9 protein-coding genes are annotated in these 12,220 nt (G+C 68.8%); 2 read left to right on the forward strand and 7 right to left on the reverse strand.

The features are described 5' to 3' along the window. Window positions 1-2: 2 nt before the first annotated feature. The gene (locus ACT3T9_RS05270) at window positions 3-920 is read right to left on the reverse strand and encodes a carbohydrate ABC transporter permease (RefSeq protein WP_441444527.1); all 918 of its coding nucleotides are present in this window, start codon (window positions 918-920) and stop codon (window positions 3-5) included. After that, entirely contained in the window at window positions 917-1,909 is a 993-nt protein-coding gene (locus ACT3T9_RS05275) for a carbohydrate ABC transporter permease (protein ID WP_441444528.1), read from the reverse strand. The genes ACT3T9_RS05270 and ACT3T9_RS05275 overlap by 4 nt, the downstream gene beginning before the upstream one ends. A 299-nt stretch (window positions 1,910-2,208) precedes the next feature. Here ACT3T9_RS05275 and ACT3T9_RS05280 point away from each other — a divergent pair, with 299 nt between their 5' ends. Beyond that, entirely contained in the window at window positions 2,209-3,108 is a 900-nt protein-coding gene (locus ACT3T9_RS05280; RefSeq protein WP_444606100.1) for an SMP-30/gluconolactonase/LRE family protein, read from the forward strand. A gap of 205 nt (window positions 3,109-3,313) precedes the next feature. On the opposite strand, the gene putP is transcribed toward ACT3T9_RS05280, so the two are convergent. The 4 genes from putP to ACT3T9_RS05300 form a co-directional block, all read right to left on the reverse strand. Further along, entirely contained in the window at window positions 3,314-4,894 is a 1,581-nt protein-coding gene (gene putP / locus ACT3T9_RS05285; protein WP_444606101.1) for a sodium/proline symporter PutP, read from the reverse strand. A gap of 409 nt (window positions 4,895-5,303) precedes the next feature. After that, on the reverse strand, window positions 5,304-6,848 hold the full coding sequence (gene glpK / locus ACT3T9_RS05290; RefSeq protein WP_299303106.1) for a glycerol kinase GlpK: 1,545 nt from the start codon (window positions 6,846-6,848) through the stop codon (window positions 5,304-5,306). Between the two features lie 86 nt (window positions 6,849-6,934). Then, window positions 6,935-7,666: an MIP/aquaporin family protein gene (locus ACT3T9_RS05295; protein WP_444606102.1), complete on the reverse strand. Its 732-nt coding sequence runs from the start codon at window positions 7,664-7,666 to the stop codon at window positions 6,935-6,937. Between the two features lie 254 nt (window positions 7,667-7,920). Next, the gene (locus tag ACT3T9_RS05300; protein ID WP_444606103.1) at window positions 7,921-9,669 is read right to left on the reverse strand and encodes a glycerol-3-phosphate dehydrogenase/oxidase; all 1,749 of its coding nucleotides are present in this window, start codon (window positions 9,667-9,669) and stop codon (window positions 7,921-7,923) included. 122 nt (window positions 9,670-9,791) lie between these two features. On the opposite strand from ACT3T9_RS05300, the gene ACT3T9_RS05305 reads away from it, so the two are divergent. Beyond that, the gene (locus tag ACT3T9_RS05305; RefSeq protein ID WP_441444534.1) at window positions 9,792-10,751 is read left to right on the forward strand and encodes a sugar-binding transcriptional regulator; all 960 of its coding nucleotides are present in this window, start codon (window positions 9,792-9,794) and stop codon (window positions 10,749-10,751) included. 284 nt (window positions 10,752-11,035) lie between these two features. Here ACT3T9_RS05305 and ACT3T9_RS05310 read toward each other — a convergent pair whose 3' ends face one another. After that, window positions 11,036-12,052 carry a hypothetical protein gene (locus ACT3T9_RS05310; protein WP_444606104.1) on the reverse strand — a complete coding sequence of 339 codons (1,017 nt, stop codon included), beginning with the start codon at window positions 12,050-12,052 and terminating at the stop codon, window positions 11,036-11,038. Window positions 12,053-12,220 lie beyond the last annotated feature (168 nt).

Below are 12,220 nucleotides of genomic sequence, written 5' to 3' on the forward strand. Positions count from 1 at the left end.
CGTCAGCCGGTCACGCTGCCTTGGGTGAGGCCGGAGACGATGTGCCGTTGCAGCATCGCGAAGACGATCAGGACCGGGGCGATCACCAGGACCGTGCCGGCCATGAGGATGCCCCAGCCGGAGCCGGTGTTGCCCTCGGAGTTCTGCAGGGCGGTGAGCCCCACGGGCAGGGTCATCCGGCTGGCATCGGAGGTGATGATCAGGGGCCAGATGTAGTCGTTCCACTCGGTGACGATCGTGACCAGGGCGACTGTGGCCACGGTCGGCACCGAGATCGGCACCACCACGGACCGCAGGGTGCGCAGATGCCCGGCGCCGTCGATCTCGGCGGCCTCGATCATCGTCGGCGGGATGGTGAGGAAGTACTGGCGCAGCAGGAACGTTCCGAAGGCGGTGCCGAGGCCCGGCAAGATGATCCCCCAGTAGGTGTTCACCCCTCCGAGCCCGGCGATCAGCACGTAGTTGGGGAGGATCGAGACCTGCGGCGGCACCATCAGTGCGACCAGGATCAGCACGAAGATGACGCGCTTGAAGGGGAAGCGCACGAAGACCAGCGCATAGGCGGTGAAGACCGCCAGCAGCACCTTGATGCTCGACCCGATCGTGGTCACGATGACCGAGTTCAGGAAGAACCGCGGGATCGGCACCGAGTTCCAGGCGGCTTCGTAGTTCGCGAGCGACGGGCTCTCGGGCAGCACCACCAGGTCGGTGGAGAGGATCTCGTGCGGCGCCTTGAAGGAGCTGATCATCATCCACAGCAGCGGCAGCACCATCACCACGGTCGCCAGGATCAGCGGCAGATAGCCGGCGGTGATCGTGGAGACCAGGTTGACCCGGGTGAACGGGCCGTTCTTCCGGGGCTTCGGTGCGGGCCGGTCCATGGTCGCCTGCTCGGGGCGGGGAAGGGTGGGCGTGCTCATGCGTAGTGCACCTTCCGCTCGACGAACATGATCTGGGCGACGGTCATCACGATCAGGATGACGAACAGGAGCACTGAGATCGTGGCCGAATAGCCGGCCCGGGAGTAGCCGCCGAACGCCTGCAGGTAGGACTCGAAGATCATCGTGTTGGTGCCACGCCCGGTGGGCGTCATGATCCGCAGCAGGTCGAAGGCCTGCAGGCTGTTCAGGGTGGTGGTGATCAGCAGGAAGAACGTGGTGGGCGACAGCAGCGGGATCGAGATGCTGAAGAAGCGGCGAGCCGCACCCGCGCCGTCGAGCTGGGCGGCGTGCATGACGTCCTGCGGCAGAGACTGCAGCCCGCCGAGGTAGACGATCGCGCAGTACCCGAGGTTCTTCCAGACGTACACGATCATCACCATGACCAGCGACATGTCCGGGTCCAGGAACCACTGCGGGCTCCCCATGCCCAGCTGGCGCAGGATCCATCCCAGCGCCCCGAAGTTCGGGTCGAAGATGAACAGCCACACCAGGCCCACACCGACGCCGGAGAGCACGTAGGGAGCGAAGACCGCCGAGCGGGCGAGGGTGCGGCCGGGGATGTTGATGTTCAGCGCGAGCGCGATCAGCAGTCCCAGCACCATCGCGCCGCCCACGGTGACCAGGGTGAAGATCACGGTGATCCGCAGGCTCGTCAGGCCCTCCTCGGAGGTGAAGAATTCGACGTAGTTGCCCAGCCCGATGAACGTCGCGGTGCGCGAGCCCAGCGTCCAGTCCAGCATCGAGTACTGGATGTTCAGGATCAGGGGACGGTAGGTGAACATCGCGATCAGCACCAGGTTCGGGGCGGCGAAGGCGAGGAACACGAGGGCGTCGCGCCGCGCTCGTCGGCTCATCCGGCGGCGTCGCAGCGGGGGCCTGCCCGTCGATGCCTGGGCGCGGCCGGCGGCCTCCGGAACCAGGGCCCGCGGGGTATCTGCACCCGGGACCCGATTCGGGGAATCGGTCATGAGGAGCTCATTCGGTCAGGGAGGAAGCGTCCCACCGGCCTCGGTGCCGGCGGTGGACCCCATTATGGGCACTGCAGGGAGTTCCGGGTCACGTTTGCGCAAGTCCGGGTTTGCACGAGTCCGGGTTTGCGCGAGTCCGGGTTTGCGCGAGTCCGGGCGCCGTGCCTCGACTCGCCCCGGTGGAGGGTCGGGCCGACGCCGGCATCATCGCCCGCCACGCGCGGACCCCGCGTACGGTGGGCCGGACCGACGAGCTGCTCGTCGGCGCTCTGCATCACCCCGCGGAACTGGAGGGTCCCATGCACGCCGAACGCATCACCGATTCGATCTGCCATCACGCCGAGGGACCGTACTGGTCCGACACCTGGGGCGGCCTGCGCTGGGTGGACATGCTCGCCGGGGACATCATGCACCTGGGCCCGGAGGGATCGGTCCGGGCCGGCGGCGCGCCCCTGCTGGCGGACGGCCCCGGTGGCGAGGTGACCCGCTTCCCGGCCCCGAGCTCGGTGGTCGCCTGTGTGCGTCCGGCCTCGAGCGGCGGCGCCGTGCTCGCGCTCGAGAAGGGCTTCGGGCTCGAGGACGCCGATGGCTCGATCGAGCCGCTGCCAGACCTGTGGGACGAGCCGGTACGGATGAACGAGGGGGCCATCGCCCCGGACGGCTCGTTCCTGTGCGGCACGATGGGCTACGGAGCTCCGCAGGGTGCGGCCGCGATGTGGCGGCTGCGACCCGACGGCACCACCACCCGTGAGTTCGGTGATCTGACGATCTCCAACGGTCTCGCGTTCACGGCCGACGGCACCCACGCCTATTACGTCGACACCCCGACGGGCCGGGTGGATCTCTTCGACTGGTCCGACGAGGACGGGCTGGTGGAGCGTCGGCCCTTCGCCGATCTGAGCGGCGAGGACGGCCATCCCGACGGCCTCTGCCTCGATGCCGAGGGCCGGGTGTGGGTGGCGATGCACTCGGGCAGTCAGGTGCTCGGCCTCGACGAGCACGGCGCGGTGGCCGAGAAGATCTCGGTGGACGCCCGTCAGGTCACCGCCTGCACCTTCGGCGGCGCGGACAGGTCGACCCTGTTCATCACCACCAGCCGCGAGAACCTGCCCGACGGGGAGGATCCGGCGGCCGGATCGCTGTTCGCAGTGCGACCCGGGGTGCGCGGGCCGGAGACAGAGCTGCTCTTCGGCGGCTGACCCGGCCCGGGCGCACTGCCGCACCCCGCACCCGAACCCGCACCCGGCACCCGGCACCCGCACCCGCACCCGCACCCGCACCCGCGATCGGACGATTCCGAGCCAAAATGTGGAAGATCTGGCTCGGAATCGTCCGATCCATCGCGGCCGCATGGCCTCAAGCGGGAGCGCACCTCGGACGTGGTGGCCCGGTGCTCCCTGCGGCTCAGACGGTGCCGGTGGTGCCCGTGGTATCGGCGGCGGGTGCGGCCCCGGCCGCCTCCGCGCTGCGGTCGCGGGCCTCACCGCTGGCCAAGGATTCGAGCATGTCGTCGAACTCCTCCATCGCCTTCGCCGGCGGCTGAGGGGTGATCATGCTGACCAGGACGGCGAGCACGAGGCAGACCAGGAAGCCGGGGATGATCTCGTACAGGTGCTGTTCGCCGAACAGACCCCACGCGACATCGGGGGAGAACTGTCCCCAGACGAAGGCCACCGCGGCACCGGCGACCATGCCCGCTGCGGCACCGGCCGCGGTGAGGCGACGCCAGAACAGCGACAGGAGCACGATCGGCCCGAAGGCGGCGCCGAAGCCGGCCCAGGCGAAGGCCACCAGGCCGAGCACGGAGCTGCCCGGGTCCAGGGCCAGCAGCACCGCGATGATCGAGACCACCAGCACACCGATGCGGCCGCCCCACAGGGCGCCCTTGGCACTGAGCCTGATACCGATGCCGCCCATGAGGTCCTCGATGAGCGCCGAGCTGGAGACGATCAGCTGTGAGGAGATGGTGGACATGATCGCTGCGAGCACCGCAGCCAGCAGCACGCCGGCGATCAGCGGATGGAACAGCAGCTGCGAGAGGTCCAGGAACACCGACTCGCCGTTCTTGGTGTCTGTGAGGATCGCGTCCGCGTTCTGCTGGAAGTACGCCAGGCCGGCGAGTGCGGTGAACACGGCGCCGATCACGCAGATGATCATCCAGCTCATGCCCACGACCAGGCCGTACTTGGCATCCCGCGAGGAGCGCAGCGCCATGAAGCGCACGATGATGTGCGGCTGGCCGAAGTAGCCCAGGCCCCAGGCCAGCGCCGAGATGATGCCGATGGCGGTGCCGCCGGAGGTCATGGAGCCGAAGTCGGCATTGACCTCGCGCACGGAGGCGAACATCTGCGCCGGTCCGCCAACCACGAACATCGCGGTGACCGGCACCAGGATCAGGGAGACCAGCATGATCGTGCCCTGGACCACATCCGTATAGCTGGCGCCGAGGAACCCGCCGAACAGGGTGTAGAGGATGGTGACGCCGCCGACCAGCAGCATGCCGGTGAGATAGGGCCCGCCGAACATCGACTGGAAGAACACGCCGCCGGCGACCATGCCCGAGGAGACGTAGAAGGTGAAGAACACCAGGATGATCAGGCCCGCAGCAATCCGCAGAACGTTGGTGCGGTCGTGGAGGCGGTTGCCGAAGAAGCTCGGCACGGTGATCGAATTGCCGGCGATCTGCGTGTACTGCCGCAGCCGAGGGGCCACGAAGAACCAGTTCAGGCCGGCGCCGACGGTGAGGCCGACGGCGATCCACGCCTCGACCAGACCATTCATGTAGAGCGCGCCCGGCAGGCCCATCAGCAGCCAGCCGGACATGTCGGAGGCGCCGGCGGACAGGGCGGCGACGAACGGATGCAGCTGGCGCCCGCCGAGCATGTAGTCCTCACCGCCCTTGGTCTTGCGGAAGGCGTACATGCCGATGCCGATCATCGCGAGGAAGTAGACGGCCAGTGCGACGAGCTTGAAGGCGAGATCCATGGGAGGACTCCGATCTCAGATGCGGGGAGGCGAGGAGGTGGGGACAGGGACGGGACGACTGCTCGGCGCGCCTGCTCAGCACCTCACGGCGCGGCAACGGAACGCCGCACGGCGTCTGGGTCGGTGGTGATCCCTCCGACCGTACTCGCCGCGAACTGCCGAGGTGGGGGAATCGCAGTCATGCATCGACGACGGATCGTCGACGACCCTGCTGGTCACAGCACTGTGAAACGGGCCCTGCCCTCCGGCGTGGCGGAGCGTGATCCACCTCACCCGCCAGGGTCTCACACGAGCAGATTGCTACCGAAGGGTCACCCCCGCGCGTCGACCGTGTACGACAGCCCTGCGCACGCGGCTCCCATCGGAAAGCACGTGCACAGGGCTGTGCAACTCCGCTGTGCTCAGCGGGTCAGCTGTACAGCGCCTCGGTGTCGTCGTCGACCCAGTCCAGGGTGCGCTCGACGGCCTTCTTCCACAGGCGCATGTACCGGTCGCGGGTCTCCTCATCCATCTGGGGCTCCCAGCGTTTGCCCTCGGACCAGTTGTCGATGACGTCCTGCTCACCGTCCCAGAAGCCCACCGCGATGCCGGCCGCGTAGGCCGCACCGAGTGCGGTGGTCTCGATGACCTGCGGACGCACCACGGGCACGCCGAGGATGTCGGCCTGGAACTGCATCAGGGTCTCGTTCATGACCATGCCGCCGTCGACCTTGAGCTCGGTGAGCTCGACGCCGTCGGCCTCCGCGTCGGCGACCATCGCGTCCAGCACCTCGCGGGACTGGAAGGCGGTGGCCTCCAGGACGGCCCGGGCGATGTGGTGCTTGGTGTGGAAGCGGGTCATGCCGACCATCACGCCGCGGGCGTCGGAGCGCCAGTGCGGGGCGAACAGGCCCGAGAAGGCCGGGACGATGAACAGGCCGCCGTTGTCGTCGACCTCCTTGGCGAGATCCTCGATCTCCGGGGCGTCCTTGATCAGGCCCAGGTTGTCCCGCACCCACTGCACGAGCGAGCCCGTCACCGCGACCGAGCCCTCGAGGGCGTAGACCGCCTTGTTGTCACCGATCTTGTAGGCGACGGTGGTGAGCAGCCCGTTCTCGCTGCGCACCAGCTCCTCACCGGTGTTGACCAGCATGAAGTTGCCGGTGCCGTAAGTGTTCTTGCCCATCCCGATCTCGAAGCAGGCCTGGCCGAAGGTCGCAGCCTGCTGATCACCGAGGATGCCCGCGATCGGGGTGTCGATGAGCAGGTCGTTCTTGCGACCCTTGCCGTACACCTCGGAGGACGACTTGATCTCCGGGAGCATGGACAGCGGGATGCCCATGTCCTTCGCGATGTCCTCGTTCCAGTCCAGGGTGTCGATGTTCATCAGCATCGTGCGCGAGGCGTTGGTGACGTCGGTGACGTGCACACCGCCGTTCGTGCCGCCGGTGAGGTTCCACAGCAGCCAGGAGTCGGTGTTGCCGAACAGCAGCTCGCCGGCCTCCGCCTTCTCGCGGGTGCCCTCGACGTTGTCGAGGATCCACTTCACCTTGGGGCCGGAGAAGTAGGTCGCCAGGGGCAGACCCACGCGCTCCTTGTACTTGTCGGCGCCCTCGTCGCCCGCGAGCTCGTTGCAGATATTCTGGGTGCGGGTGTCCTGCCAGACGATCGCGTTGTAGACCGGTTCGCCGGTGGCCTTGTCCCACACCACGGCGGTCTCGCGCTGGTTGGTGATGCCGACGGCGGCGAGCTGGTGACGGTTGATGTCGGCGCCCACGAGCGCCTGGCCGACGACGTCGCGGGTGTTCTTCCAGATCTCCTTGGGGTCGTGCTCGACCCAGCCGGACTTCGGGAAGATCTGCTCGTGCTCCTTCTGGCCGCTGGAGACGATCTGGCCTGCGTGGTCGAAGATGATCGCTCGGGTCGAGGTGGTGCCCTGGTCGATCGACATGATGTACATGGTCTCGTCGTTCATCGGAACTCCTTCGTCGTGGATGAGAGGTCGTGAGGTCGCAGCGCCACGCTCGGGCGCGAGACTGCTGGTTCGAACAGAGGTGCTGCTCAGAAGTAGAGGATCGAGGCGAGGCCCGCGAGGGTACCGCCGATCATGGGGCCGACGATCGGCACCCACGAGTATCCCCAGTCGTTGCCGCCCTTGTGCTTGATCGGGAGGATCGCGTGCGCCACGCGCGGCCCGAGGTCTCGGGCGGGGTTGATGGCATAGCCCGTCGGCCCGCCGAGGGAGGCGCCGATGGCGAGCACCAGCAGGGCGACCGCGAGGGGGCCGAGCTCATGCGGGGTGTTGCCGAACATGATGATCACGAACACCAGCACGAAGGTCGCGATGATCTCCGTGACCACATTCCAGCCGCGGGAGCGGATCTCCGCACCCGTGGAGAAGGTACCCAGGATGGTGCCGGCGTCCGTCTCCTGGTCGTAGTGGTTCTTGTACGCGAGCCAGGCCAGCACGGCGCCGAGGAAGGCACCGATCAGCTCTGCCACGAAGTAGGTGATCGTGGTGCCGACCGTGATCGGGATGCCCGGCGCGTACTCGGCCGCGCCGCTCGAGGCGAGGCCGATGGTCACTGCGGGGTTCAGGTGCGCACCGGTCTTGAAGGCGACCCACACACCGGCGAAGACCGCGAGGCCCCAACCGAAGTTGATCATCAGCCAGCCGCCGCCGTTGCCCTTGGTCCTGCCCAGGATGGCGTTGGCGACCACGCCGCCGCCCAGCAGCGTGAGCATCGCGGTGCCCGCGATCTCCGAGGCCAGGATGGTTCCGAGTGTTTCCATGGGTGGTTCTCCTTAGCGATCCGCGTCGATGCGGATCGGGATACGGCTGATCGAGGTCCTGCCCCGGCATGCTGCGGCGTCGGTGGGCGCAGCGTGGTGCACGGGAGACGCCGGCCCGGCCGCTCGTCGTGGAGCGGGGGCCCGACAGGCGGAGCTCGATCAACCGGTCGCAGGGCTCGCGGGGAGCCCTGCCGGGACGCACACTCTGCGCGCCCCACGCAATACCCGGATCTCGTCTCCGGGCACCGGATCGGTCAGTGTCGGGACGGCACCTCCGGGACGTCGGCGAGGCGGGCCGCTGCCTCGTCATCGCTGGTGGTGCGTTCACCGTCCAGGCGGGCCGCGATGAAGTCCCGGTAGGTCTCGACCTCGCGGGCGCGTTCGGCCTGGGCCCAGCCCAGCTCGGGGCCGACGAGAGCGGCGACCTCGTCGGCCGCATCGACGCCGCGGTCGCGGGTCTCATAGTCCAGGCGGGTGCGGCGCTGGAGGATATCGGCCAGGTGGCGGGCGCCCTCGGCACGCACGGCGTACAGGATCTCGGCCCGCAGGTAGCGCGGGGCGTGCTCGAGTGGCGTCCCGAGTGCGGGATCCTCATCGATCAGGGCGAGCACATCGGTCAGCAGGGCGCCGTAGCGGAACAGCAGCCGGTCCACCCGGATCTCGTCGAGGCCGTAGCGTCGGCCGATCTCCTGCTTGTCGCGCATGAGCGCCTCATAGCCCTGGGCGCCGACGACGGGGATCGAGCGGGTCAGGCTGGGGCGGCCCGGCTGGGAGTCCTTGATCGCGAAGTCGACGACGTCCTCGGCCATCACCCGGTAGGTGGTGTACTTCCCGCCCGCGATCGCGGACAGCCCCGGCTCGACCTCCATGACGGTGTGCTCACGGGAGACCTTCGTGGACGAGGAGGAGCCGCCTGCGCCCTTCTTCACCGGCTGCAGCAGCGGGCGCAGGCCGGAGTAGACGCCGATGACGTCCTCGCGGCCGAGGTCCTCCGCGAGCACGGCGTTGGCGTGCTCGAGCACGTACTCGATGTCGTCGCTGGTCGCGCCCACGTCACGTGGGTCCTGGGTCCACGGGGTGTCGGTGGTGCCGATGACCCAGTACTCGTCCCACGGGATGATGAACAGGACCGACTTCTCGGTCTGGGTGATGATGCCGGTGTCCGGCACGGCGGAGATCCGCTCGCGGTCCACGACGATGTGGATGCCCTTGGAGGCGAGCACCTCGAGTCCGGCATCGGCCCCGGCGAGCTCCTGCTGCTCCTGGGTCCAGACGCCGCTGGCGAGGATGGTCTCCCTGGCGTGGACGTCGAATTCCTCGCCGGTCTCCTCGTCGCGCATCCGTGCACCGATCACGCGGGTGCCCTCGTGGAGGTAGTCCACGACGGTGGTGTAGTTGGCGACCACAGCGTCATGCTGCGCGGCAGAGCGCACCAGCATCATCACGAAGCGGGCGTCGTCCATCTGCGCGTCGTAGTACTCGAGCGCGCCGACGGCCTTCTCGCCGTCCAGGCCCGGGAAGACCTCGAGCATCTTGTCGTGCAGGAGGTGGCGGTGGAAGGGGACGGCACGCTTGTGGCCGATGGACTGCATCGCGTCGTAGAGCATCACGCCGGAGCCGATGAAGGCACGGTCCACGACCTTCTTGAAGAAGGGGAAGACGAACTTGATGGGCTTCACCAGGTGCGGAGCCGTGTGCTGGATCAGCAGGTCACGCTCACGCAGCGCTTCGGCGACGAGCTTGAAGTCGAGCATCTGCAGGTAGCGCAGGCCGCCGTGCATCAGCTTGGAGGAGCGCGAGGAGGTGCCGCTGGCCCAGTCGTGAGATTCCACGAGGCCGACGGAGAGACCGCGGGTGGCAGCATCGAAAGCGGCCCCGGCCCCGTTGACCCCGCCGCCGACGACGAGCACGTCGAGCGGGTCCTGTGCGGTCGCGGCACGCAGACGCGCGAGGTGCTCCTCCCGGCTGGCCGGGGTGAGGGCGGACCGCTGCTGATCGGACACGTGGGTGCTCCTTTGCCGTGACGTCTTCGGGTGCCGCATCCTGCGGGCACCCGTCACCGACATCGTGGAACCTCCGTGCAGGCTGATGCAAGCCGGATGCACGAACGTGCAACACTGGGTGCATGATCCCCGAGGGCCGCCTGGAAACCGCGTTCGCGGCTGCACGGATGTACTACGGCGAGGGCCAGACGATGGAGGCGATCGCGGGCTCGCTGTCCGTCTCCCGCTCCACCGTCTCCCGCATGCTCGCCGACGCCCGTACGGCCGGGCTGGTGCAGATCTCGCTGCGCCCGCCGGAGGCGCACCGGGTGGAGGAGCTCGGTCGGCGCATCGCTCGGCAGTACGGGGTCCAGGCGCATGTGGTGCCGATGGGCACAGGCGCGGACGAGCGCGAGCGCCTGCACACGGTCGTCGAGACCGGCGCGACCCTGCTCGACGAGATGCTGGAACCCGGGACCACCCTGGGCATCGCCTGGGGCACCACCATGGCGGCTCTGCTCAGCAAGGTCCGGACGAGGCCGGTGCCGGGGATGCGGATCGTGCAGCTCAACGGCGCGATCAACGTGGAGGGCTCGGGACTGACCTACATCGCCACCGTGCTCGCCCGCGCGGCCACCCGCTGGGATGCGACCGTGCACCAGTTCCCGGTGCCCGCCTTCTTCGACTACCCCGCGACCCGCGAGGCGATGTGGCGAGAGCGCTCCGTGCAGCGGGTCCTGGACGTGCAGCAGCAGGCGACGGTCGCGGTGTTCAGTGTCGGGGCGTTCGACGCCGAGGTGCCCAGCCACGTCTACACGCACAACTACCTCACCGAGGAGGACCTCCACTCGCTGCGGGCCGACGGCGCGGTGGGCGATGTGTGCACTGTCTTCCTGCGCGCCGACGGCGGCTACCGCGACATCGCGATGAACGCCCGTGGCTCCGGCACCTCACCGGATCAGCTCGCCCGGATCCCGCGCCGCCTGCTCGTGGCCTCCGGCTCCCGCAAGGCGCTCCCCCTGCGTGCGGCGCTGCGGGCCGGCGTCGCGACCGACGTGGTCCTCGACGAGGTCACCGCCGCGCACCTGCTGGCCCTCCGCTGAGACGCTCCGCCATCGCCCACACCCCGCGCCGCGCGAGCTGCGTCATGCGTCCCGTGCCCTGAGTCGCCCCGCGCCCTGAGCCGCTCGCTCTGCGCCCCGCGCCGCCCGCACCGTGCGCCGCGCTCTCTGCGTCGATTCCGGTCGATTCCGAGCCAGAACAGGCCCCGATCTGGCTCGGAATCGACCGATCCGGCTGGGGGTCGACCACTCCGGCGCGGAAACGACCGCTCCGGCCCGGGATCTGGCCCGGGCCAGCCGCGGGTTGCCGCGGGGTCGGCCCCTGGTCACCCCGGTCGTGGACTTACGCGCATCGAGGGACGTTTCGCGGCCAGCATCGACAGCGTGCGGTGGATGCGCTCCTCGCTCGGCACCTGCAGTCCTCTCTCCCCGAGGCTCCGACGCAGACGCAGCAGAATCCGACGTGGACGCCAGAGGTCCGTGCCGTTGGCGCGTGCCAGCATCCACCCGCGGGCCGCTAGTTCGTCGCGCCGAGTCTCGTCCGCGCGCCACTGCTCCTTCGTGGTCCGATGACCGTCGCCGTCGTACTCCAGGCCCACGCCGACCTCATCCCACGCCAGATCGATGTAGCGGGTCCGTCCCGTGAGCGGGTCCGGCACCGGGAGATTCGGGAACGGTGCCGGGAACCCTGTCGACTTGAGCATCAGCCTCATCAACGTCTCGCCCGGTGAGCGCACCCGTGTACACGCCAGCGCGAGGGCTCGGCGTGCACGTGCGGTCCCCGCCCCGCCACCAGGCGCCTCGAAGGCCGCACCCAGAGTCCTCATCGTCTGCCCGGGTGACACGGGATCTGGTCCGACCACAGATTCGATCGCCGCGACCACGTCCCACAGCGGAAGCATCGTCGCGAGCTCCCGAATGGTCTCCGCCTGCGACGACACCACGAGCGTGCCGAGCAGTGCGGTGCCGCCAGGTCGCTGCCGATGCACGATGGCGCCCCTCCCTATCCGTCCACTCTGCTCCGGTGGGACGCGACAGTGCAGTACGGGAAGCTTCGCGTCGACGCCCAGCGCACGGCCCGGCTGCACCGAGGGGATGACCGCGACTCCGTCACGCACCTGCAGGTCGGGGCCTCGGAGGAGGCCGACCCCCTTCTCGAGCGCCGCAGGGATCGGGATGCCCCACAGCAGCGCCGCGGTCGTGTGGCTGAGGACGCTGCCCGGACGGACCCTGTTCTGCAGCACCCACGACATGATGTTGAGCGTCGCAGGGCCGCTGGTGAGGGTCAGATAGCCGGGGAACACCGTGGTGAAGAGGTCCGAGGCGAGATCCCGCGAATGCATGCCGAGTTCCAGCCATGCCGAACGGTGATCCAGCGCCCCCGCGTACCGCCTGAAATCCCTCGCCATTCACCCGACGCTAGAGCCATCCCGACCGTCGTCGGGATGCTCTGGCCGGCTGTGGAAAACCTGCCCCTGGGGAGGAACCGTCGCCCGGCCGTCACCGGGCGA

The organism is Brachybacterium sp. AOP29-B2-41 (genome assembly GCF_052378395.1).
Taxonomy (GTDB): domain Bacteria; phylum Actinomycetota; class Actinomycetes; order Actinomycetales; family Dermabacteraceae; genus Brachybacterium.